Origin of the sequence: Neisseria sicca (genome assembly GCF_017753665.1) — a bacterium.
Classification (GTDB): Bacteria; Pseudomonadota; Gammaproteobacteria; order Burkholderiales; family Neisseriaceae; genus Neisseria; species Neisseria flava.
In genome coordinates this window covers 1,717,182-1,740,175 of the sequence record NZ_CP072524.1, presented here as the reverse complement: position 1 = coordinate 1,740,175, position 22,994 = coordinate 1,717,182, and the positions used below count along the sequence as shown (strand labels likewise).

The 22,994-nt window shown below is 51.3% G+C and carries 25 protein-coding genes, 2 pseudogenes and 1 riboswitch; of the genes and pseudogenes, 7 read left to right on the top strand and 20 right to left on the bottom strand.

The genetic code is table 11. The annotated features are described in order from the left end of the window. Positions 1-79: 79 nt before the first annotated feature. The 8 genes and pseudogenes from J7445_RS08170 to metK form a co-directional block, all read right to left on the bottom strand. Positions 80-1,555 carry a transferrin-binding protein-like solute binding protein gene (locus tag J7445_RS08170; RefSeq protein WP_049228310.1) on the bottom strand — a complete coding sequence of 492 codons (1,476 nt, stop codon included), beginning with the start codon at positions 1,553-1,555 and terminating at the stop codon, positions 80-82. A gap of 319 nt (positions 1,556-1,874) precedes the next feature. Further along, positions 1,875-3,971: a TonB-dependent receptor plug domain-containing protein gene (locus J7445_RS08165; protein ID WP_209282957.1), complete on the bottom strand. Its 2,097-nt coding sequence runs from the start codon at positions 3,969-3,971 to the stop codon at positions 1,875-1,877. Between the two features lie 314 nt (positions 3,972-4,285). Next, positions 4,286-4,414: pseudogene (locus tag J7445_RS08160) on the bottom strand (IS5/IS1182 family transposase); the annotation flags it as partial. Between the two features lie 41 nt (positions 4,415-4,455). Continuing rightward, a complete protein-coding gene (locus tag J7445_RS08155; RefSeq protein ID WP_209282956.1) occupies positions 4,456-4,878 on the bottom strand; it encodes a hypothetical protein in 423 nt (140 codons plus the stop codon). A gap of 1 nt (position 4,879) precedes the next feature. Next, positions 4,880-5,683, bottom strand: a complete 804-nt coding sequence (locus tag J7445_RS08150) for an NUDIX domain-containing protein (protein ID WP_209282955.1) — start codon at positions 5,681-5,683, stop codon at positions 4,880-4,882. A gap of 75 nt (positions 5,684-5,758) precedes the next feature. Continuing rightward, positions 5,759-6,136 (bottom strand): holo-ACP synthase, encoded by a 378-nt coding sequence (gene acpS, locus J7445_RS08145; RefSeq protein ID WP_003744561.1) that lies wholly within the window; start codon positions 6,134-6,136, stop codon positions 5,759-5,761. Positions 6,137-6,188: 52 nt separating this feature from the next. Further along, on the bottom strand, positions 6,189-6,917 hold the full coding sequence (pdxJ, locus tag J7445_RS08140; RefSeq protein ID WP_209282954.1) for a pyridoxine 5'-phosphate synthase: 729 nt from the start codon (positions 6,915-6,917) through the stop codon (positions 6,189-6,191). Positions 6,918-7,082: 165 nt separating this feature from the next. Then, the gene (gene metK / locus J7445_RS08135; RefSeq protein WP_209282953.1) at positions 7,083-8,252 is read right to left on the bottom strand and encodes a methionine adenosyltransferase; all 1,170 of its coding nucleotides are present in this window, start codon (positions 8,250-8,252) and stop codon (positions 7,083-7,085) included. Positions 8,253-8,444: 192 nt separating this feature from the next. Further along, a riboswitch (SAM-I-IV-variant riboswitch) is annotated at positions 8,445-8,554 on the bottom strand. Positions 8,555-8,646: 92 nt separating this feature from the next. Here metK and J7445_RS08130 point away from each other — a divergent pair. After that, positions 8,647-9,696 carry an FAD:protein FMN transferase gene (locus tag J7445_RS08130; protein WP_209283369.1) on the top strand — a complete coding sequence of 350 codons (1,050 nt, stop codon included), beginning with the start codon at positions 8,647-8,649 and terminating at the stop codon, positions 9,694-9,696. 38 nt (positions 9,697-9,734) lie between these two features. Then, entirely contained in the window at positions 9,735-9,956 is a 222-nt protein-coding gene (nqrM, locus tag J7445_RS08125; protein ID WP_003757168.1) for a (Na+)-NQR maturation NqrM, read from the top strand. Between the two features lie 374 nt (positions 9,957-10,330). Here the strand turns inward: nqrM and J7445_RS08120 are convergent, their stop codons facing one another. Both J7445_RS08120 and J7445_RS08115 read right to left on the bottom strand, forming a co-directional pair. Further along, positions 10,331-10,678, bottom strand: coding sequence for a hypothetical protein (locus J7445_RS08120; protein ID WP_070613272.1), 348 nt, complete (start codon positions 10,676-10,678; stop codon positions 10,331-10,333). A 6-nt stretch (positions 10,679-10,684) separates the two neighbouring features. Further along, a complete protein-coding gene (locus J7445_RS08115) occupies positions 10,685-10,876 on the bottom strand; it encodes a zinc-finger domain-containing protein (RefSeq protein ID WP_003763364.1) in 192 nt (63 codons plus the stop codon). A 160-nt stretch (positions 10,877-11,036) separates the two neighbouring features. Here J7445_RS08115 and J7445_RS08110 point away from each other — a divergent pair, with 160 nt between their 5' ends. Beyond that, complete coding sequence (locus J7445_RS08110) at positions 11,037-11,531, top strand: DMP19 family protein (protein ID WP_209282952.1); 495 nt, start codon at positions 11,037-11,039, stop codon at positions 11,529-11,531. Between the two features lie 81 nt (positions 11,532-11,612). On the opposite strand, the gene recO is transcribed toward J7445_RS08110, so the two are convergent. The 4 genes and pseudogenes from recO to dnaX all read right to left on the bottom strand — a co-directional run bounded on the left by recO (position 11,613) and on the right by dnaX (position 15,296). Next, positions 11,613-12,353, bottom strand: a complete 741-nt coding sequence (gene recO, locus J7445_RS08105; protein ID WP_209282951.1) for a DNA repair protein RecO — start codon at positions 12,351-12,353, stop codon at positions 11,613-11,615. Between the two features lie 37 nt (positions 12,354-12,390). Next, a pseudogene (locus J7445_RS08100) lies at positions 12,391-12,516 on the bottom strand (IS5/IS1182 family transposase); the annotation flags it as partial. Positions 12,517-12,645: 129 nt separating this feature from the next. Next, complete coding sequence (locus J7445_RS08095; protein WP_003744574.1) at positions 12,646-12,981, bottom strand: YbaB/EbfC family nucleoid-associated protein; 336 nt, start codon at positions 12,979-12,981, stop codon at positions 12,646-12,648. A 140-nt stretch (positions 12,982-13,121) separates the two neighbouring features. Continuing rightward, on the bottom strand, positions 13,122-15,296 hold the full coding sequence (dnaX, locus tag J7445_RS08090; protein ID WP_209282950.1) for a DNA polymerase III subunit gamma/tau: 2,175 nt from the start codon (positions 15,294-15,296) through the stop codon (positions 13,122-13,124). 159 nt (positions 15,297-15,455) lie between these two features. Between dnaX and J7445_RS12275 the strand changes: the two genes are divergently transcribed. Both J7445_RS12275 and J7445_RS08085 read left to right on the top strand, forming a co-directional pair. Further along, entirely contained in the window at positions 15,456-15,656 is a 201-nt protein-coding gene (locus J7445_RS12275) for a hypothetical protein (RefSeq protein ID WP_019269839.1), read from the top strand. 33 nt (positions 15,657-15,689) lie between these two features. Further along, positions 15,690-16,208: an aldose epimerase family protein gene (locus tag J7445_RS08085; RefSeq protein WP_244969469.1), complete on the top strand. Its 519-nt coding sequence runs from the start codon at positions 15,690-15,692 to the stop codon at positions 16,206-16,208. A 65-nt stretch (positions 16,209-16,273) separates the two neighbouring features. Here the strand turns inward: J7445_RS08085 and mltB are convergent, their stop codons facing one another. The 5 genes from mltB to rpsF form a co-directional block, all read right to left on the bottom strand. Next, positions 16,274-17,356 (bottom strand): lytic murein transglycosylase B, encoded by a 1,083-nt coding sequence (gene mltB / locus J7445_RS08080; RefSeq protein ID WP_019269841.1) that lies wholly within the window; start codon positions 17,354-17,356, stop codon positions 16,274-16,276. A gap of 112 nt (positions 17,357-17,468) precedes the next feature. Then, a complete protein-coding gene (gene rplI, locus J7445_RS08075; RefSeq protein ID WP_019269842.1) occupies positions 17,469-17,921 on the bottom strand; it encodes a 50S ribosomal protein L9 in 453 nt (150 codons plus the stop codon). A gap of 16 nt (positions 17,922-17,937) precedes the next feature. Then, complete coding sequence (gene rpsR / locus J7445_RS08070) at positions 17,938-18,168, bottom strand: 30S ribosomal protein S18 (RefSeq protein ID WP_003678863.1); 231 nt, start codon at positions 18,166-18,168, stop codon at positions 17,938-17,940. 6 nt (positions 18,169-18,174) lie between these two features. Beyond that, the gene (gene priB / locus J7445_RS08065) at positions 18,175-18,471 is read right to left on the bottom strand and encodes a primosomal replication protein N (protein ID WP_003757378.1); all 297 of its coding nucleotides are present in this window, start codon (positions 18,469-18,471) and stop codon (positions 18,175-18,177) included. Between the two features lie 2 nt (positions 18,472-18,473). Then, on the bottom strand, positions 18,474-18,845 hold the full coding sequence (gene rpsF, locus J7445_RS08060; RefSeq protein WP_003757376.1) for a 30S ribosomal protein S6: 372 nt from the start codon (positions 18,843-18,845) through the stop codon (positions 18,474-18,476). A gap of 211 nt (positions 18,846-19,056) precedes the next feature. On the opposite strand from rpsF, the gene serS reads away from it, so the two are divergent. Next, positions 19,057-20,352, top strand: coding sequence for a serine--tRNA ligase (serS, locus tag J7445_RS08055; protein WP_019269843.1), 1,296 nt, complete (start codon positions 19,057-19,059; stop codon positions 20,350-20,352). A 306-nt stretch (positions 20,353-20,658) separates the two neighbouring features. Here the strand turns inward: serS and J7445_RS08050 are convergent, their stop codons facing one another. Next, positions 20,659-21,420, bottom strand: coding sequence for an OmpA family protein (locus J7445_RS08050; RefSeq protein WP_070655080.1), 762 nt, complete (start codon positions 21,418-21,420; stop codon positions 20,659-20,661). A gap of 439 nt (positions 21,421-21,859) precedes the next feature. Here J7445_RS08050 and J7445_RS08045 point away from each other — a divergent pair, with 439 nt between their 5' ends. Further along, complete coding sequence (locus J7445_RS08045) at positions 21,860-22,810, top strand: CysB family HTH-type transcriptional regulator (protein ID WP_029609518.1); 951 nt, start codon at positions 21,860-21,862, stop codon at positions 22,808-22,810. The last annotated feature ends 184 nt before the right edge of the window (positions 22,811-22,994 follow it).

Here is a 22,994-nt window from a genome sequence, read left to right as displayed (position 1 = left end):
AAATGACGATAAAAGAAAAGGTCGTCTGAAAACCTGTTTCCCGGTTTTCAGACGACCTTTCGGCAGATTGAAGGATGGTTTATTGACGTTTCGCGCCGTAACCACCGATCAGGTGTTCGCTGCCGTCTTGGTTTTTCAGACCGTAAGTACCGCCGATTTCAGCAGCTTTTGCACCGTAGAATTTACCGCTCAAATTACCTTTCAAGCCTGCTGCGGCTGCTTCAACCGAACCTAGGAAGAGGTTGCCGTTTTCCCATTTTGCCGTACCTTTCATGTCGTAGTCAGTACCTTTTACAGTTACACGGCGACCGTTGTCATCAAGAGAATGGAATTGGGAATTGGAAGTCTCAAAGCGTACGCCTTTCAAGCCGAAATCGACAATAGCTTTAACGTCTGCAGTCAGCTGACGACCTTGGTCACCTTTCACAACATAGGCAGTAGTCAAGCCGTTGTAAGTTGCCGTACCTTTTTCAGGCAAGTCGGTGAACTTGGTTTCATCGCCCAGGCTTTGGTAGCCGAATGCAACGTCGTTTTTTGGATCAAAATAGTATGCAAAGGTTTGGTAAGCCCAGCCTGCCGCGGCAGGGTCGTGCATGACGATTTGTGTGCCATCAGTAAATTGGATGATATACACACCGTCGAAGCGTTTGTCAAAAACGAGATGTTTGCCATCTCCAGCAACCAAGTTACCTTTTCTAAAGTATGCCAATTTATCTGCCAAGTTTTTGGCTCCGGCAGCTATAACAGGGCGTATATCACGAAGACGACCATCTAAATCGTTCAATTCGTCAAGCTTTGCCTGAGCTTTTGCGATAGCATCAACATCGCCTTGCTCCTTAGCTTGTTTCAAAGTCTCTTTGGCTGTTTCAATTTGAGTGTACAGTTCGGTAATCTTCTCGTCGATTGAGGCGCGACCATTAATAAAGTTTTTGCTGTCACCATCTATCTTACCGTTTTGTGGACCACCGTCACTTTTCGTATTACCACCTGAAAATACTTTCATAATCAGAGAATATGGTGTGGTCCAATTGACTTGAGCGGCATTTTTGTTGGCAATTACTACGCCGTCCAATTTTACTTCGTCATTGTTTTTGAAGTCTAATGAGCTAATTAAACCGTTTTGATTGTTTTCTTTGCTGTCGGTAAGGTAGAAATCACCTGTATATTCTTTTCCGTCTGCTGTTCTGGTAAGACGTAACTGGGCATTTGGATTACCTTGTTGTGCAGTGGCGGAGGAGATAAAGCTGGTGTGCAGTGGTGTAGTGCCATTTACTGCTTCAATAGGTGCTTCATCAATCAAGTCCGCGAGATTGTCAGCGCGGTTATGACTAGGGGTTGCTGCTGCTACGGTATTGCCATTATTTTTGTTGGCTGCGCTGGGGGTAGCATTGTTTGGACTGCCGTTTTTAGCAGGGCTGCCGTTGCCGCCTGTGCTGGTTGATCCGGTGGAAAGTGCGGCGGTATCGCCGCCACCGCCACCGCCGCAGGCTGAAAGGATTGCCGCGCTGATGGCGGTGAGGATGATGGTTTTGATTTTGGTGTTGATTGCAGACATATTGTCCCCCTTTTTTTGGTTGAAATAGTGCGTTTTTATCAAACGGCATAAATCCAATATCATAGATACAATCATGACAAAAACAAAATGTTATTTGTGTTTTGCAGGGAGAAGGGTGATTTGGCGGCGGTTTGTGTTTGATTTTTACGACAAAAAGTTGTTTAAGAATGTTGAGCGGTTGATTGTGCCATGTAGGGAAGGGTAATGGGGTGAAAATGGCGGCAGGGGGTAAATGTCTACCCTTAACCTAATACATTAAAAAAGGTCGTCTGAAAACCTTGAAACTCGGTTTTCAGACGACCTTTTATCAACACTTTTATCAGAAGCGGTAATTCACGCCCAAGGCAAACTCGCGGCCGCGTTCGTAGAAGGGCACGCGTCCGTTGCCGTCGGGGAAGCGTTGGCTGTGCGAACGGTATTGTTTGTTGCCGATGTTGTTGACAGCGAAGTTGACGTTCAGGTTGTCTTTTTTCAGCGGCTGCCAGTTGGCGTAAATGTCGTGTACGCCGTAACCGGCTTTCTTGCCGTGTATCGTGCCTTGTCCGCGGGCGACGTCGGTGTATTTCACGCTTTGGGCGTAGCGGCCGCGCCAGCCGATTTCGAGTTTGGGGTTTTCAAACTGATAAGACAGGCCGGTCAGCCATTGGCGGCCGGTGTTCCAGAAGGTGAACGAGCTTTCGTGGTCTTCCGCTTGAATCGGGCTTTCGCCGTAGTACATTTCGCCGTTCAGACGCGGTTTGACGTAGGACACACCGGCGCGCGCGGTCAGACCGCCCCAGCGGTAGGACGCGTCAAGTTCGTAGCCGTAGGTTTTGAGCGTGCCGCCGTTGTAAATCTTGCCACGTTCGGTGATGGAGGCGGTATTGTTGTTGATTTTTGCCCAACGATAGACGATGAGGTCTTTGATGCGTTGGTGGAACACGCTGCCGCTGACGTTGAAATTGTCGTTGCGCCATTTGAAGCCCAATTCGGCGCGGCGGGCGGTTTCGGCTTTGAGGTTGCTGTCCAAATCGGCGGCGGCGCCTGCGCGTTCGTTAGCCAACAGGGCTTCGTTCAGGCGGGGCGCGCGGCTTGCCTGATTGAGGTTTGCCAAGAGGGAGAAGTTGTCGTTGATGTCCCAAATCGCGCCGATGCTGGGGTTGAGCTGTCCGTGCGACGCGCTTTGTTTACTGGCGGCGTTGTATTTGAAATGGTCGTAACGCAGGCCGGTGGTCAGGGTAACGGGGTGCAGGTTCCAAATGCCTTCCGCGTAAACGCCGTATTCAGCCTTTTTCTCTTTGTCGCGGTCATACAGTCCGAGAATCTTCAGCCATGCGCCTTTGTCGGACGGCTCGGAAGTTTCGTGGCGGTAGTTGACGCCGTATTTCACCATGTGCCCGTCGCCGAAGGAGCTGGCGAGGTTCAGGTTGGCGCCGGTCGCTTTAATTTTGCTTAACTCAAGCTGACCGATGGGAACGCCGCCTTGCGCCGTGCCGGAAGCTTGGGCTTTCGGGGAGGGCGCGCCTTTAGGCGGCTTGGTGTCGTCGGTGTTGATTTGGAAGACGTTGGCGTCGATTTTGTCGAGGAAGCCGACGTTGCGGCCGCGGTATTCCAGATTGTAGGATTGCTCTTTTTGATAAGTGCCGTCTACACCGACGTAGCTGTCAACGTTTTGGAACTCGGCTTTGTCGGTGCGGTTGCCTTTTTGGTATTCCTGACGGTAGGTCAGGCGGATGCCGTGGTCGTCGTTGAAGTCGTAGCCGAGTTTGGCGAGGTAGCTGTGCTGTTTCAGACGACTGCCGCGGTTGACATTGCCGTTGCCGTCTTTGTAGTCGCGGTTGTTGAGGAAGTTGCCTGCAAACAGGGCATCGAAGCCGTTTTGATAGCCGTAAACCGCCGCGTTGCCGGTTGAGCCTTTATTGCTGCTCAAGCCCGCGCCGAGTTTGAAACCGAAAGGTTTGCCGTCGGTCAGCAGGTCTTTCGCGTCAACCGTCGTTACGCGGATGGTACCGCCGACCGCGCCCAAGCCCGCGCTCGCCGCGCCCGTGCCTTTTTCGACGTTGATGCTTTTCACCAAAGCGGGGTCAAGCTGGAAGCGGCTTTGGTGGTGGAAAATTTTGGTGGATTGGCTGGTGCCGTCCACTTCCAGATTAATCTTGTCTTCGCCGACGCCGCGAATGCTGTAAAACTGCGCCACGCCGTTGCCGCCGCCGACATCCATGCCGATTTGGTCTTTCATAACTTGTTTCAAATCGGTCGAAGTTTCGCGGTCAAGCTGATTGCGGGTAACGCGGGTCGGCACGGCAGTACCGGTAACGACGACTTCTTTCAATTCGGCTGTTGCTTCGGGTTTGATATTTTCAGCATGGGCAAAGCCTGAAGACAGCGCCAGCACCATGATGCTGAAACGGAAGGCGGGGGATTGGGGGGATTTCATAATTCTTCCTCTAGACGGGTTGTTCATGGGTTACGTTAATTTGAGAGTGCGTATTCTAATATTAATTGATAATGATTTGCAAGGAATATCATTTATTAAGAGAACGTTAATCATATAATCATAATTTCAGAGATTGGGATTTGCTGATGTGTTTTAGCCAAACTTGATGGCAGGCGGATTTTGGGAAGGGTAGGGGAAACCTGTGTATTAGGAAGAGTGGGCTTGTTGTGATGCGGATATTTTGATGGAGGGATGGCGCATAGAGAAAGGTCGTCTGAAAACGGATTTCAGACGACCTTTGGTGAAATAAAGGGAAAGGATAGCAAGAGAAAATATAGTGGATTAACTTTAAACCAGTACGGCGTTGCCTCGCCTTGCCGTACTATCTGTACTGTCTGCGGCTTCGTCGCCTTGTCCTGATTTAAATTTAATCCACTATAAATCTTTCTCCAAAAAGTTTTCTTGCAGAATACGCGTAGAACGCTTACTGGGCGGTAAAGGTCGTCTGAAAAGTCTGTCCGCTTATGGTGATATCGGCGATGTAGTCGCGTTTGCCTTCGACGCAGACGGGCAGGCGGATTTGGCGTGCTTGCCAGGTGCGCGGGGATTGTTGTTGGAGTATGTAGCGGTTGAAGCCCATGTCCATATCTTTCATACTGAAGCTGATGCTGACTTGTTGTGTTTCGGCAGGGGCATTTTCGACGGTGATGTCGAAGGCGGAACGGGTGCTGATGCGGGTGGAGCGGACGTGTGAGCCGTCGGGTAGGGTGCAGCCTTTGGTGAGGTCGCACTCGGCGGCGCGGGCTTGGGGCTGTTGTTTCTGCCACCAGTCCAGCAGCAGGAGTTTGGCGGCGGCGAAGAGGATGAGGAGGACGCCTGCAATGAGGAGTTTGCGGTTTTTGTCCATTTCAGACGACCTCGGTGTCGTTGTCGGTCAGGATGGCGTGTGCGCCTGTTGAGAGCCAGCGGTCGCGATAGTTTGAAACCAGTGTTTCGGGCGCGGCGACAACCAGCGGAAGGGATACGCCTTGTTCCAATATTTCAAGCACTTGTCGTGCGCTTGCGTCGTTGTTGACTTGCCAAACGACGACGTCGGCATCTTGCACGCGTTGCCATTGTTCGCGGGTGTGTATCGATACCCAAACGCTTTGGGCTTGAGGCAATTTGCCGAGTTTGCGCAGCTCGGTTTCTGAGATGAGGATGTTGGCGTGGTGCGGTTCGGCTAGGGAGTAGGGCGCGACGCGGTATTCGCCGCTGCGGTTTTGTCCGTGCAAACCGGTTTTCAGACGACCTTGAAGCTGGCGGGGGACAGAGAGGGCGCGCAGCAGCGGACCGTTGGCGGGCAACATGGGGGCAACGTTGAAATCGCCCGCTTTTTGCCACGACCAAGCTTGTCCTTCGCGGGATTGGGGTTCACCCGTCCATTGGTCGGGGTTTACCCATAGGAATTTCAGGCAGACGCGGGCGTGTTCGTAGGAATGGATTTTGGTCAGCCAAGGCGTAGCGGCGAGGATGCGGATGCCGAGTTCTTCTTCAAACTCGCGTTGCAGGGCTTGGAAGTCGGTTTCGCCCGCTTCGACTTTGCCGCCGGCAAATTCCCAATATCCGGCATAGGGCTTGCCTTCGGGGCGGGAACTGAGCAGGTAGTCGCCGTCTTGGTTGAGCAGGATGCCGGCAACGACGCGGATAAGGGGGCGGGTGTCTTGGGTCATGGGAATAGGGAGAAAGGTCGTCTGAAAATTCGGAAAGGTCGGATTTAAGTATCCGACCTGCCGATGGGTATTGTCTTATTTTTCGGCAATGACGAATGCCAACACGGTGTCTTCTTCGTCGCTCATGCTGAGGCTGACGTGGCTGATGCCTTGTTCTTCCAGCCATTTCGACAGAGCGGGGGCGTAGAAGAATTCGGGTTTGCCCAATGCGTCATGCCCGATGCCGATGTTGCGGAAGGAAACCGCGCCGCGTATGCCCGTACCGACGGCTTTGGCGAAGGCTTCTTTGGCGGCAAAACGTTTGGCGAGGTAGTTGACGGGCTTGCCTGCTTGCGGGAATTCGAGCAGCTCTTCAGGGGTAAGGATGCGTTCGGCAAACGCTTGTCCGAACTTTTTGCTCAGGCGGATGATGCGTTTGAGGGAAACGATGTCTGTGCCTATGCCGTAAATCATGCGGTGGTCTCCTTTTTGAGAGAAGGTCGTCTGAAAAGGTGGGTGTCGCCTATCAAGGCAGCAGCCTTGCCCTGAACATGGTTTCCTTCATCTGGCGGACGGCTTCGGGCAGGCCGAGGAAGAGGGCTTGGGCAATCAGCGAATGCCCGATGTTCAGCTCGCGGATGGCGAGGATTTGGGCGATGGGGGTAACGTTGTGTATGGTCAGGCCGTGTCCGGCGTTGACGATCAAGCCCAAATCGCTGGCAAAATGCGCGCCGTTTTGCAGACGCTCGAATTGCTTGATTTGTTCGGCGTGGCTGTGTGCATCGGCGTATGCGCCGGTGTGCAGCTCGATAACGGGCGCACCGACATCATGGGCGGCTTGGATTTGCTCGTTGTCGGCATCGATAAAGAGCGAGACGCGGATGCCTGCGTCGGTCAGGATTTTGGTAAACTCGGCGATTTTTTCTTGTTGCGCCAATACGTCCAAACCGCCTTCGGTCGTGATTTCCTGACGTTTTTCAGGCACGATGCACACGTCTTGCGGCATGACTTTAAGCGCGTTTTCCAGCATTTCTTCAGTCAACGCCATTTCAAGGTTCAGGCGCGTTCGGATGGCATTTTTAACGGCAAACACGTCCGCATCTTTGATGTGGCGGCGGTCTTCGCGCAGGTGCATGGTAATCAAATCCGCACCGTGCGTTTCCGCGACCAATGCTGCTTCCACAGGGCTGGGATAGGTCGTACCGCGGGCGTTGCGGACGGTGGCGATGTGGTCGATGTTTACACCTAAGAGCATGATGTGTCCTTTCTTTGGATTTTCAGACGACCTGCTAATTGTAATCTTTCTGGTCGAAAAAGGCAGCATACCGACGCATGCTGCCTTGCTGATTGGGAAAAATTGCAGTTACCATAAGGATGGAAAGTCGTCTGAAACTCCCTTTCAGACGACCTTTATGCTTTTTTATACGCCTGCGGCTGCTTTCAATGCGGCTGCTTTGTCGGTGCGCTCCCAAGTAAATTCAGGCTCTTCGCGGCCGAAATGGCCATAGGCGGCGGATTTGCTGTAAATCGGGCGCAAGAGGTCGAGCATTTGGACGATGCCTTTGGGGCGCAGGTCGAAATGTTCGCGAACCAGGGCAATCAGTTTGTCTTCGCTGATTTTGCCTGTGCCGAAAGTATCGATGGAAATCGAGGTCGGTTCGGCAACGCCGATGGCGTAGGAAACCTGAATCTGACATTGGGTCGCCAAACCGGCGGCGACGATGTTTTTCGCAACATAACGGCAGGCGTAAGCGGCGGAACGGTCGACTTTGGACGGGTCTTTGCCGGAGAATGCGCCGCCGCCGTGCGGAGCTGCGCCGCCGTAGGTATCGACGATGATTTTGCGTCCGGTCAAGCCGCAGTCGCCTTGCGGGCCGCCGATGACGAAGCGGCCGGTCGGGTTGATCAGGTATTTGGTTTCGGCAGTCAGCATTTCAGACGGCAGAACGGGCTTGATAATCTGCTCGATCACGGCTTTGCTCAGTTCTTCATGGCTGATGGCAGGGTCGTGCTGAGTGGACAGGACGACGGTGTCGATGCGTTTTACTTTGCCGGTTTCGCTGTCGTAAACCACAGTCAGTTGCGCTTTTGCGTCGGGACGCAGCCAAGGCAGGCGGCCGTCTTTGCGCAATTCGCTTTGACGCTGCATCAGGCGGTGGCTGTAATAGATGGCAAACGGCATCAGAGTCGGGGTTTCGTCACAGGCGTAGCCGAACATCAGACCTTGGTCGCCCGCGCCTTGGTTCAGGTCTATGCCTTCGCCTTCGTTCACGCCTTGGGCGATGTCGGGGGATTGTTGGTCGTAGTACACGCCGATTGCGCAGCCGTTGGCATCAAAGCCCAGCTCGGACGAGTTGTAGCCGATGCGTTTGATGGTTTCGCGTGCGACTTTGATGTAGTCCACATGGGCGGTGGTGGTGATTTCGCCCGCCAACACGCACAAACCGGTGTTTACCAGAGTTTCCGCCGCGACACGCGCTTTGGGGTCTTGCGCCAAAACCGCATCTAGAATCGCATCGGACACTTGGTCGGCTACTTTGTCCGGATGGCCTTCGGAAACCGATTCGGAAGTAAACAGATATTCGCTCATTTCAATATTTTCCTTCAAAAACAAGCCGTCTGCTTTCAGACGACCTGTTGTTTCATCATATATCCCACAACGGAAATCATAACAAAATTTCCACCTGCGCTCCATCCAAATGATAAATATTCCTACTTGGATAAAGCGGTTCGGAATCCTGCCCGTACAGAACATACGGGCAAAAAAAATTCCCGCATCAAGCGGGGGGATTTGAATTGCCCTCTCGGACCACATCGGCTTTGCAGCCGTCCACCTTACCTTTCCGTCTGAAAAGCAGGTTGGCATGGAATTCCCAACTCTTAATGCAGCGCGGATGTTAGCAGAAAAGCCCTGTCCCCGCAAGCCGCGCCCCCTTGCGTTTTACGTTACAATACGTCGTCTGAAAACACCCGAACACCCTATCATGCACCTGCCCTCCGCCATTCCCGCCCTTGCCGCCGCCCTCGCCCTTACCCTGCCCTTGGGCGCGTGCGGCAAAAAAACATCCGAACAAACCGTGCTTCAGGGCGAAACGATGGGTACGACCTATACCGTCAAATACCTTTCAGACGACCTCCCCAACCCGCCCGCGCCCGAAGCCGTAAAAAAACAGATTGACGGCGCGCTCGAAGAAGTCAACCGCCAAATGTCCACCTACCGCGAAGACTCCGAAATCAGCCGCTTCAACCAAATGCGCGAAACCCGCAAACCCATGCCCGTTTCCGCCGATTTCGCCGCCGTTACCGCCGAAGCCTTACGCCTCAACCGCCTCACACAAGGCGCGCTCGACGTAACCGTCGGCCCGCTCGTCAACCTTTGGGGCTTCGGACCGAACAAAGAAATCACCCGCGAACCTACCCAAGCCGAAATCGACAAAGCCGCCGCCCAAACCGGCACGGACAAAATCATCCTGACGCAAAACGGCAAACAAGCCGCGCTCGCCAAAACCCAGCCCGAAACCTATCTCGACCTTTCCTCCATCGCCAAAGGCTTCGGCGTGGACAAAGTGGCAGGCGAACTTGAAAAACTCGGCATCAACAACTACCTTGTTGAAATCGGCGGCGAATTGCACGGCAAAGGCCGCAACGCTAAAGGCGAGCCTTGGCGCATCGGCATCGAACAGCCCAACATCGTCCAAGGCGGCAACACCCAAATCGTCATCCCCCTCGACAACCGCTCCCTCGCCACCTCCGGCGATTACCGCATTTTCCACGTTGACCCGCAAGGCAGGCGGCTGTCCCACATCATCGACCCCAAAACCCGCCGCCCGCTGTCGCACCGCCTCGCCTCCATCAGCGTCGTCGCCGATAACGCCACCACCGCCGACGGTTTGTCCACCGGACTTTTCGTACTCGGCGAAACCGAAGCCCTCAAACTCGCCGAACAGCAAAACCTCGCCGTTTTCCTGATTATCCGCGACCAAAACGGCTACCGCACCGAAATGTCCGGCGCGTTTAAAAAACTACTCCATTAATACCTGCACACTCATATCCATCCCACAGGAACACCATCATGAAAACCCTACTCCTCACCTTCGGCCTCTTCCTCCTCGTCATCCTCGGCATGGCGGTCGGCTATATTTTCTCCAAGCGCACCATCAAAGGCAGTTGCGGCGGCATCTCCTCGCTGGGCATGAAAAAAGTCTGCGACTGCGACACCCCGTGCGACACCCTGCAAAAGAAACTGGACGAACAGAAACAGCAGGAAAGCAAAGGCATTACCGTCGATCATTAAACCCTGTCCGAATCAGGTTCAGCCTTGTTTTGAACAGGGCAACACAAAAGGTCGTCTGAAAACCGCATATTGCAGTTTTCAGACGACTTTTGATTTGAAGGTGTAGCTGTTTTTAAAAGGCAGATAACAATTTATCGAAGCTGTCTAAATCGCCGTCATTCCTGCGCAGGCGGGAATCCAGCCTTCGGTTTTTTAGAGGTGCTTAAAGATTACCGCAAGCCCGAACCTCCGGGTTTACCGTCTCCGCGCAGGCGGGAATAACTGAACAGATACTTCCGACGTGGATTTACGATACCGAACTTGTCAAAAGGTCGTCTGAAAAACCACCGTTTAAGGTTTTTCAGACGACCTTTTGACAAACATTTCAGGCAGGATTATTCAATAATTTCGGTAAATACGACGGTTTTGCCGCCGCGAGTCAGCGTGGCGAAGCCGTCTTGAAGCTGCCATCTTGTGCTTGCGTTGCGGTATTCCGTGGTTTTGGTCATCGAATGGGTTTGCGTCAGTTTTTCGACCGTGCTCCCCTGATGCAGCTCGACCGTCATCGGGCTGTTGCTGTTGACGTAGATGGCGGAGATGCGGCTGCCGTCGGCGGCTTGGTAGCGGATGGCGTTGTTTTGCGCTTCGGCGACGACGGCGCGTGGGGCATCGGGGCGGACGGCTTTATACGAACCGCAGGCGGTACACAGTCCGAGCAACAGCAGGAGGGCGTATCTCTTCATAGCGTCTCAATAATGGTGGTGGGGAATGTGACCTTCGAGATGGTAACGCGTTCCGCAATAGGGGCATTCGATGTCGCTGTCGGACTGAATCGGAAGGAAGACGCGCGGATGACCGTTCCAAGTTTCGTGGTTGGGACCGGAGCAGTGCAGCGGCAGGTCTTTGGGGTAGATAATGACGGTTTCGGTGTTTGCGTTCATGATTTTTCCTTGGTAAATCCAACCTTATTGTACGATATATCGCCTTCTTGTGCAGCGTAAAAGGTCGTCTGAAAATGGGTTTTGGTTTGATAATGCTTTGGTTATAATGCAGTTTTTATAAATCAGCTTTAAATCTATTTTATTTCAGACGGGCTTTAACATGACGACACTTTTCCGGCAGGATGATTTGAACCCTCAAGATGCGGCAGAATTCCTCTACACATTGAGCGCGGCGTATTTGGATTATACGGATGCGGCAGGCGATGAGGAAATGCGGTGTTTGAACAACGAACAGCACACGCTGACGGCTTACTGCTATTTGGACAGCCAAGTGCAGGAGGGCGGCTTTGTGCAACTGATTGCGGCGGGTTACGGCGAATATGTGTTCCATAACCCCGTTGCCGACAGCCTGCGCCGCTGGCGGATTAAACCGACGCCTAAGATTTTGGATAAGGCGAAGGCTTTATACGAGCGGGACGGCGCAAAAATCGAGGAAATGGCGGATGGTGGGGCATCTTTGGATGTGATTCGTGCTAAGTTTCCGGATTTTGAGGAATTGGACGGCGAATATTACGAAATCGCGGACGACGATATGGCGGCGGCTGTGGCGTATGTATTGGCAAATTGGGAGAGGTTTGCAGAGATTGCGGATTGATGTGCGCGGTATGCTTCTGATTTTCCGCATCAGAATGAAACTAAGAGAAAAAATCGAAATGAAAAGGTCGTCTGAAAAGGATTAAACGCCGAAACTGAATTGCTGGAGCTGTTGCAAAACCTGTCTGGATTTAATGCCTTCGGGCAGGAGGTTGTCAATCAGCAGGCGCGTGATTTTTAGCGACTGTCCGAGACTTTCGGGGTGGGTGAAATCGCCCTCGCGCAGCTGGATCAAAATGTCGCCGCCGACAGCCACGCCATAGTTGCGCGGATTGAAGCGTTCGGCTTCTTCGATGGGGACGACCGCGTTTTCAGGCGTCAGCCAGTAGGTTTCTTCGGCGCGGATTTCTTCGCCGTTGCCATCGTGGAACAAATCGGGCGCGAATCCCAAGCGGGTAAGTAAAGCCCATTCGAAACGCCGCAGCGCGGCGGTATGGCTGCTTTCGCCGCATACCGCCCGCATCACTGCTTCCAGTGCGTCATAAAGCTCGGGCATCGGGTCTTCGCGAGCCGTCAGTTTGAGCATTAGTTCGTTGATATACAGGCCGCTGAACAAAGCCCTGCCTTGCGGCTGCGGCCAGCCGCCTATCCACTCTGCACGATGCAGCGTTTTCAACTCTTGCGAACCGTACCAAGAGGCGCTGATCGGTACAAACGGCACCAACACGCCGCGCAGCTCGCTCTGCCGCTTGCGCGCACTTCTCGCCAACAAAGCCACGCGCCCGTAACGGCGGCTGAACACTTCCACCCACAAACTGCTCTCGCGCCAAGGGGCGGAAGCAAGCAGGAAGACAGGTTCGTGGTTGATGCGCTGGTTGGTCATGGGCGGTTGGCGTTGCTGGGGAATAGTGGAAAAGGGCGGTTGATTGTATGGTGTATAGTGGATTAACTTTAAACCAGTACGGCGTTGCCTCGCCTTGCCGTACTATCCGTACTGTCTGCGGCTTCGTCGCCTTGTCCTGATTTAAAGTTAATCCACTATATTTTACCAAAGCGGGCAGGGGTCGTCTGAAAATATTGGACGGGTATCGATTTGTCAAACTGATAATCCGAAGGTCGTCTGAAACTGCTTTTCAGCGTTTCAGACGACCTTTGTTTGCTTTTACGGCGAGGATTTAGCGGAAGAAGTCGCCCATGCCTGCGGGCAGGCCTTGGGTGAATGCACCCATGGTTTTGTTGGTGGTTTCTTCGGCTTTTTCAGAAGCGGCGTTGATGGCGGCGAGCACCAAATCTTCGAGCATTTCTTTGTCGTCTGCGGCTTCTTGAATCAGGTCGGGGCTGATTTCGAGTTTGCGCACGACGTGGGCGCAGGTCATCACGACTTTAACCAAGCCGTTTCCTGCTTCGCCTTCTACTTCGGTCTCGGCAAGTTTCGCTTGCGCTTTTTTCATGTTTTCCTGCATTTGCTGCGCCTGTTTCATCAGGCCGCCTAATCCGGCTTTTCCGAACATATTTAAAACTCCTGTGGTTGAATCGTTAAGGTTATGGGTTTATAGCGTTTGGTGCGAAGGGTCGTCTGAAAGCGGGTTGATGGTTTTCAGACGACCTGAATGTTTATGTATCCGAAGGGAAACGGAAATTCTCGATGCCGTTATTCCGCCTGCTCCGCCAGTTCCAAAGAATCGGGCTGCCATTGGGCTTCGAAAACTTTTAAAACCTGACGCGCGGTTTCGTCGGCTTCGAGCAAATCCTGTGCCTGTTGCATGCCTTCAAGTTGGAGGCGTTGGCGGCGCATGGTCGGGGTTTCCCAGCCCGCATCGTCGCGCCACGGTTCGGTTTGCAATTTCAATGGCAGACCGTAGGCTTCGGCAAGCGTGTTTTTGATTTTGTCGAGCCGCTCTTTGTTGGCGGTCGCGCGGGCTTCGTCGGTCATCGACAGCATCATCAGATGGCTGCCTGCGTCGTAGTTCGTCCATGCGGCGTGTTGCGCCAGCATTTGCGCGGCGCCGAGCTTGCGGGCGAAATGTCGGACGATTGCCGCCCAATTTTCGGTGGAAAACTCGGGCAACGGGGCGAACTGCGTGCCTTCGTCGTCGTCGTGGTCTTCTTCGGCTTCCGATTCTGCCGTATCGGCAGGGACGGCGTGTTCCCAATCCGGCGGCGGGGGCATTTCCGCGCTGTCTTCTACGGGGTAGTCATGATCGGGCGCACCGTAATCGTAGAAAGGCGCTACGGGGGCTTCATGCGCAAATGCTTCTGCGTCCACGGCTTCTTCAATCGGGGTCATCTGAATGGGGTTTTCAGACGACGTCTCAGACAAGGAAACGTCGGTTTCGTTGTTTGCTGCCTCGTTATCGGAAACTTGATTTTCAGACGACGTTTCGTCTTGAGGGGTCGTCTGAGACGGCGTTTCTGCTTCGTTTGCGGACGAAGTGTTTGTCTCTGCTGCGTCAGAGGTCGTCTGAACGCTCGCATCCGCCGTTTGCGCAGGCGTTTCTGTTACGGTTTCTGCCTCGCTCGGCGCGTCTTCCCAAGGTGGGACGTCGTTGTTTCCTTGAGTTGAAACCGGTTCGGAAACCTTGTTTTCAGACGACGTGGCAGGCGCAGGGGTCGTCTGAACGGGCGGTTTGGCGGCTTCAGACTGGGGAAGTTGCAAAGGCTTCTTTGCGGTATGGACACCCGTTTCGGCAGAATGCAGCTCAGTATTTTCGATATGTCCGCCAACGTCGTGCGCATCCGCTGCCAGCGGCGCAAACGCAAGCATACGTAGCAGGGTCATGACGAAGCCGGCGTATTCGTCGGGCGCAAGGCTTAAATCCTGTTTGCCGTGGATAGCGCATTGATAATAAAGCTGGATTTGTTCGCCGCTGAGTGCCTGGCTCAGTTGCAGCAGGGTTTCGCGCTCAGGATCATCATGAGCCAAAGCGGAAGGAACCGCCTGTATCAAGGCGAGGCGTTGCAACAGCATGGCAAGTTCGCTCAACGCGCTGTCAAAACCGATGGCGCGCGCCGCCATTTCCTGCGCTTTCGCCAGCAGGGCTTCGCCGTCTTGGTTGACGATACCCGCCAGCAGTTCGTACAGATATTGTTTATCCACCGCGCCAATCATTTGGCGGACGTCTTGTTCGGCAACGCTGCCCGAACCCATGGCGATAGCCTGATCGAGCAGGCTTAAGGCATCACGCATCGAGCCTGCGGCGGCACGACCCAAGAGTTGCAAGGCGGCGGGTTCGTAGGCGATGTTTTCGTTGTTTAAAACGTGGGCAAGGTGGTCGGCAACCTGCTGCGAAGTCATATTGCGCAAGACAAATTGCAGGCAGCGGCTCAAAACGGTGATGGGGACTTTGTGCGGATCGGTGGTCGCGAGAATGAATTTGACGTGTTCAGGCGGCTCTTCCAGCGTTTTCAGCATGGCGTTAAACGCGCTTTTGGAGAGCATATGCACTTCGTCAATGATATAGACTTTGTATTTACCGGCGGTCGGTGCGTATTGGGCGTTTTCCAATACTTCGCGGATGTTGTCGATACCGGTATTGGAGGCGGCGTCAATTTCCAGCAGGTCGACGTAGCGACCGGTGTCGATTTGCGTACAGCTTTGGCACACGCCGCAAGGCTCGCCGTGTTGCGCGTTTTCGCAGTTGAGGCTTTTCGCCAGAATACGGGCGATGGTGGTTTTCCCGACCCCGCGCGTGCCGGTCAGCAGGTAGGCATGGTGCAGGCGGCCTTCGTCCAGCGCGTTGCGCAAGGCTTTGACGACGTGTTCCTGACCGACTAAATCGGCAAAGGTTTTCGGACGCCATTTGCGGGCAAGAACTTGATAAGCCATAAGGTTTTCTCTGCTGGAAATAAATCGGAAGGTCGTCTGAAAAGTGGTTGAACGCCTTTCAGACGACCTTGGAAGATGCTTGGTATTTTAGCATTTTTTTGATTTTTATTAAGGATTTTCTGTCTGCATATCGGTAATGGCACGTATACAAATGTTAGAATGTTACAAAATTTAAAACAATCTGAAGAACAAACCGCCATATCTGAAATCATCTTACGCAACCATTCCGCATCCATGCAGATAAACACCATGGGCGCATATATAGACAACTTGGTTTTACAAGGTCGGGAAGTGTTATTCCCGAAAACCAGCGTTCAAGTCGGTCCTGATACAAAATTACGCGGCGGGATGCACGTCTGACTGCCGCAGTTCGGACCGGACGGTAAAAACCATTTGGCGCAACACGGTTTCGGCAGAACCTCCACTTGGGAAATCCGTTATCAAAACGAATCGGATGTCGGCTTGAGATTGATCAGCACGGCAAAGGGCTACGAAAACGTCGAATGGCTGCTGGATTACAGCCTGCCGAACGAAAACGAAGCAGTCGCCGCGTTGACCGTCTGCAATTACGGCGATGTGCCCGTGCGCACTTCGCCCGGTTTCCATCCCTATTTCCCCGCCGTCGGCACCCAATTCGATTTCAACGGTGCGCCCTACGATGCCGACTATATTGCACATACGGAATTTGTCGCCTCGCCGTCAGATACACATGTTGCGTTTGACGGAATGAAACTCGACATCCGAACGCAAAATCTGCCCGTTTACGCACTTTGGAGTGACCGAAACGGACAATACACCTGCGCCGAGCCTACCGCCGAAGGCAACGCATTTTTATCGCCTGCGCGCGGCGGACAGTTTGTTTCCGGACATGGCAAAAAGCATTACGGTATGAAAATCCGTTTGATTGCTTGAATTTAGAGTGGATTTTTTCAGGCCCTCAAATAAAAAACCACCTTGGAGAAGGTGGTTTTTGAATATTACAAACCGTTGTTGTTGATTGCATTGGCAATATCACGCACGGCGGTAACATACATCCGGCTGTTGTTATACTGCCAAACCGTATAGAAATTATTCAGACCGAGATAATATTCAAATACGCCCGGACTGGTTTCCAAGCTGAACAAAACGGCTTTCTCGTTGTCGGCAACCGCTTTTTGCGGAACCACACCCATCGCTTTGAAATCCGCAACGGTACGGTTCAAAGCCGTTTTCTCGTCAATGATGGATTTCAAATCAGGCGTAATCGTCAGATTGACGGGAACAATCATTTTGCCACCTGTTTTCCAGCCATGTTGCTTCATATAGTTGGCAACAGAAGCGGCAACGTCGCCGATATTGTTCCAAATATCGCGGTGTCCGTCGCCATCATAGTCGACCGCCCATTTGCGATAGCTCGAAGGCATGAATTGCGGCATACCCATTGCGCCCGCATAGCTGCCTTTAAAGTCAAAAACGTTCTCTTTTTCTTCTTTCGCCATCAGCAAAAGCTCAATCAGCTCGTTTTGGAAAAACTCGGCGCGACGCGGATAATCAAAACCCAAAGTACTCAAAGCATCGGCAACACGGAAGCTGCCTGTGTTTTTGCCGTAGTTGGTCTCAATCCCGATAATCGCCACAATCAGCTCGGCAGGTACACCGTATTTGCGCGCCACATCATCGATAACGGCACGGTTGGCGGCGTAAAATTGTTTGCCGCCGTTGAATTTCGTCGCACCGGAGTTGCCTGTACGGAATTCATACCAAGGGCGCGAAGTAGACGGGCGGTACATGATATTGATGATATTACCCTTGTAAACCACGCCATTGAAGAAGTTTTGCAGCTCGGCTTCCGTAAACTGCTTTTTCGCCGCCTCGTAACGGATAAACTGGCGGACATTGGTATTGGCATTAAAGCCGCTGCTGGCAACCGATTCCGCAGCAGAATCAAAAGCAGGACGCTGGTTTTTGCTTTGATTAATCGGCTCAACCGTTTTAGCAGACTCAACGTTTGTTTTGGTTGTACTACAAGCGGAAAGCAGCAACGCGGTTGATATTCCGATGAAAGGGATAAGTTTTTTCATATCTGAATTTATAGTCACTAAAGAAGTAGTCTTAATTATGCAAAAAGGTCGTCTGAAAGACGGCAGGAATATACATTCCATTCCCTTTCAGACGACCTTTTAAGACTGTCTATTACTCAGCAGCCGCAACAACAGCAACGGTAATCGCAGCAACAGCGTCAGTGTGCAGAGCCACTTCAACTTCGTACTCGCCCACGGCTTTCAGAGGACCGTTAGGCAGGCGGACGTTGGCTTTTGCAGCTTCAACGCCTGAAGCAACAATCGCGGCAGCGATGTCGGCATTGGTAACGGAACCGAACAAACGACCGTCCACACCTGCTTTTTGAGCGATAGTGATGGTTTGACCGTCCAGTTTTTCTTGACGTGCTTTAGCATCGGCCAAGATTTCGGCTTGTTTGGCTTCCAATTCGGCACGGCGTGCTTCGAATTCTTTCATATTGGCTTCAGTAGCGCGTTTGGCTTTGCCGGCAGGAATCAGGAAGTTGCGGGCGTAACCGTTTTTTACGGTAACGATGTCGCCCAAGTTGCCCAAACCGCCGATTTTCTCTAACAGAATAATTTGCATGATTTAAACTCCAAAATTATTTGTGTTGATCGGTGTAAGGCAACAGAGCCAGGAAGCGTGCGCGTTTGACTGCAGTAGCCAATTGGCGTTGGTAATGCGCTTTGGTGCCGGTGATGCGGGCAGGGATGATTTTGCCGTTTTCAGAAATGAAGTCTTTCAGTAGATCAACTTGTTTGTAATCGACTTCTTGGATTTTTTCAGCCGTAAAGCGGCAGAATTTTCTACGTTTGAATGATTGACGAGCCATTGTCGTTTAACCTTTATATTCTTTAATGTTCTGTATGCGGAGTATCGGCCTTGGGAAGCGTTTGCTTCGCTGTGCGAGAAAGCCTTCTGCTTCTACCATCGTATCTTGCCGATACTGCCATTCTTCAGCCTGCTTACCTAAAATACGCGCGGGAATTTCAAAACTGACCAGGCATTTTTGCCCGTTTTCTTCCTGCCAAGATTCATGCTTTAACATAATATCCAAAACAGGGATTCCTGCCGGCGTGTATCTTAAGGATTCAACCTTGTAAATCAGGGCGGTAAGCTTTGTAAGATTATCCAATCTTATTCGGCTGCTGCAACTTCTTCAGCTGCACCGTTCAGCAAGTTTTTTGCTTTTTCGCCGCCCAGCATAGGAGAAGCTTCGGTTACAGCATGTTTTGTTTTGATGGTCAGATGGCGCAGTACGGCATCGTTAAAGCGGAAAGCGGTTTCCAGCTCTTCAACTACTTCAGGAGTAGTTTCGATGTTCATCAAAACATAGTGTGCTTTGTGGATTTTGTTAATCGGGTAAGCCAGTTGACGACGGCCCCAGTCTTCCAAGCGGTGGATTTTACCGCCGGCTTCGGCAATCATGGTTTTGTAACGTTCAACCATAGCAGGCACTTGCTCGCTTTGATCAGGATGAACGATAAACACGATCTCATAATGACGCATGTTATCTCCTTATGGATGATTAAATACAGCCTTTTGCCATGCGAAAGCAAAAGGCAAGGTTTGACAAAACGATGGATTCTATCCCATTCTTGCTTTTTCTGCAATGCATGATATGTAAGAAAGGGTTTTTGAATAAAAGTGTTGTCATGAAAAGATTGGCGATTTGGTTTACAATAATGCCATTTCTGAATTCTATTGAGAGAATAACAAAATGTTAGACATCCAACAGCTCCGCAGCCACACCACAGCCGTCGCCGAACGTTTGGCGCAGCGCGGTTACGAGTTTGATACCGCACGTTTCAATGCCTTGGAAGAGCAGCGCAAAGCCGTCCAAGTGAAAACCGAAGAACTGCAAGCCTCGCGCAACAGCATTTCCAAACAAATCGGCGCATTGAAAGGACAGGGCAAACACGAAGAGGCGCAGGCAGCGATGGATCAAGTCGCCCAAATCAAAACCGATTTGGAGCAGGCAGCCGCCGATTTGGATGCCGTTCAGAAAGAATTGGACGCATGGTTGTTGAGCATTCCCAACCTGCCGCACGAAAGCGTACCCGTCGGTAAAGACGAAACCGAAAACGTCGAAGTCCGCAAAGTCGGCACCCCGCGCGAATTTGACTTTGAAATCAAAGACCATGTCGATTTGGGCGAACCTTTAGGCTTGGATTTCGAAGGTGGCGCGAAACTGTCCGGCGCACGCTTTACCGTCATGAAAGGCCAAATCGCCCGCCTGCACCGCGCGTTGGCGCAATTCATGCTCGATACGCACACGCTGAAACACGGCTACACCGAGCATTACACGCCCTACATCGTGGACGACACCACCCTGCAAGGCACGGGTCAACTGCCTAAATTTGCAGAAGATTTGTTCCACGTTACCCGCGGCGGCGACGAGAGCAAAAAAACGCAATACCTGATTCCGACCGCCGAAGTGACGCTGACCAATACCGTTGCCGACAGTATCGTGGCAGGCAGCGATTTGCCGCTGAAGCTGACCGCCCATTCCCCATGTTTCCGCTCCGAAGCGGGCGCATACGGCAAAGACGTGCGCGGTCTGATTCGCCAACACCAATTCGACAAAGTGGAAATGGTGCAAATCGTTCATCCCGAAAAATCATACGAAGCACTGGAAGAAATGGTCGGTCACGCCGAAAACATCCTGAAGGCTTTGGAACTGCCCTACCGCGTGATTACCCTGTGTACCGGCGACATGGGCTTCGGCGCAACCAAAACCTACGACTTGGAAGTCTGGGTTCCCGCGCAAAATACCTACCGCGAAATCTCAAGCTGCTCCAACTGCGAAGATTTCCAAGCACGCCGCATGAAGGCGCGTTTCAAAGACGAAAACGGCAAAAACCGCTTGGTACACACTTTGAATGGCTCCGGCTTGGCAGTTGGTCGTACTTTGGTGGCGGTTTTGGAAAACCATCAAAACGCCGACGGCAGCATCAATATTCCTGCCGCCTTACAGCCTTATATGGGAGGAGAAGAGAAGATAGAGATTAAGTAATTTTACTTGATGATATGAGGCTTGAAGAGGGTATCCTGAGTAATCTTAGGATGCCTTTTTTGTATCTGATTTTCATTAAGGTTTGCTTATTGATTTTTTGATTATAGTGGATTAAATTTAAATCAGGACAAGGCGACGAAGCCGCAGACAGTACAAATAGTAGGGCAAGGCGAGGCAAATAGTACGGCAAGTCGAGGCAACGCTGTACTGGTTTAAATTTAATCCACTATATTATGGGGGTAAGAGTGAGGGGGGATAATAAGAAAACCCCGCAGATGCAGGGTTTTGAATTAAAATTGAATTTAGTTAAGGTTTGGCGTAACCGTGTACACCGTTGTAGGGAGAAGGAATCCAACCTTCATCTACTGCAGGACGTTCACCTTGACCTTCAATTGTTTGACCCGGGGCAACTTGTTTGGTAACAGTGCTGCGGATTTTCACGTCAACACGACGATCAGGTTCGATACATGCAATCAGAGCAGCACGTTTTTTAGCTTTGGATACTTTTTTGCCCAGATTTGCTACTTCTGCTTCACAAGTAGCAGTCATTTGAGCTTGAGACTCGCCAAAGCCTGTAGCGGAAACTTTGCTGGAAGGAACACCACGGCCAACCAAGTAGTTGGCAACTACGTTTGCACGGCGTTCGGACAGAGCTTGGTTGTACTCTTCTGAACCCATAAAGTCGGTATGGCCTTCAATACGTACAGTTTGAACGTTTTCATTGCTCAGGCGTTGGGCTAATGCGTTCAGATTCTCTTGAGCTTCAGGGCGGAGGTTATCTTTATCGAAGCCGAACAGTGTTTTAGAAGACAGAGATACGGTTTCGTCAACATATTCGGGAGCTTGTTGGACTGCGGCTACTGCTTCGCGGTCACCACATTCGACACGACCTTGAGTCTCTTTGTCGAAATAGCTGTTTTTCCAGCATTCGCCATAGTTGTTACGGACAACTTCTTGAGATTGGCTGCTTACGGTGTAGCCGTGTTTGGTATGCGGTTCGCTTGCCATTGCGGTGCCGGAAGCAACCAATGCAACGAACAATGCGCTTAATTTCAGCTGTTTGGTCATTTTATTCCCTCATCTAAATTGTTATGCGGCGGGTGTTTAAGAACCGCTGCAAATTACCAATATACAGGCCGCAGCATACTAAGCAGCGGCAAATCGGATATATCAGTTTGCACTATAAAGAAGCATGGTGCCTACTGTCAATACTCAATGCCTCATACAATCATGAAACTGCCTGCTTCCTAGCTTCGAATCATGCCTAAAAATCAAGTTTGTGTCATTTATTTATGGGTAAATCGGAGTTTGTTGCCATTTGTTGTTGTATGAAGGATACAGTTTGTACTGAGGGAAATGTTGGTTTCGATAATCGGTTTGTATAGTACTATTTAAAACAAAAGTTTTTATTTGAGGTGAGGGTGCTGCCGACAATTTAGGAAAAATATGTTAAATTGTCTGCCATTTGTCGCACAAATCATACAAATATATAGAACACGAGCCGTTTATGAAATTACAGCAATTACGGTATGCATTGGAGGTGTACCGGCATAATCTGAATGTATCTGAAGCTGCTGAAGCACTATTTACTTCCCAGCCAGGAATTTCTAAACAAATCCGGCTTCTTGAAGAGGAGTTGGGGGTGCAGATTTTTATCCGAAGCGGCAAGCGTGTGGTATCTGTGTCCCAACCGGGAAAGGCTGTTTTGGAAATTGCGGATCGGATTTTGCGTGATGTTCAGAATATTAAAAATATAGGGAATGAGTTTACCGAACACGACAGTGGTTCTTTGGTTGTTGCGACAACGCATACGCAGGCACGTTATGCTCTTCCTTTAATTGTGGCAGATTTTGTCAAACGTTATCCTAAAGTAACGCTGACCATCAAGCAGGGCAGTCCTGCAGCGATTGCCCAGATGGTCAGCAATGGGGAGGCGGATATTGCGATTGTAACTGAGCGTATCGATGAGCATCCGGAGTTGGGTAAATTAACTTGTTATGAATGGAATCATGCGGTTATTGTGCCGCATGAACATCCTTTGTTGGATTGTAAAAATCCTTTAAGTATTGAGGATTTGGCTTCTTTTCCTTTGATTACGTATGAATTTGCGTTCAATCAGGGGAGTAGTATTGCCCGGGCTTTTAATAAAGCCAGGTTGGAGCAGCCTGATGTCGTGTTGTCAGCAGCAGACACTGATGTTTTAAAGACGTATGTCCGTTTGGGTCTTGGTGTTGGGTTGATGGCGAAGATGGCTTACGATCCTGAGAATGACACGGATCTGGAATTAGTGGATGCCTCGCATTTGTTTGAGTCGTCTCCAACTTGGATTGCCGTTAGGAAAGATACCTATCTTAGGGGTTATGCATATGATTTTATAGAATTGTTCGCGCCTAAGCTGACACGTGAAGTGGTCGATAGAACGCTTTATGCTCCAGTTGTCGAGGACTTTTCTATTTAATCGTTGGTAATGTAAATCTATTTAATATGAAATAGAAGGTCGTCTGAAACCCTATCTACAAGATTTCAGACGACCTTCTTTAATCTATTCGTACGTTTTGGGTAACGCGAGCTAGATCTGTTGACTTGGAAAATTGTAGGCTATCATAGCGCGTAAGTTTTGGATTGTGCCGAGTTTTATTTCG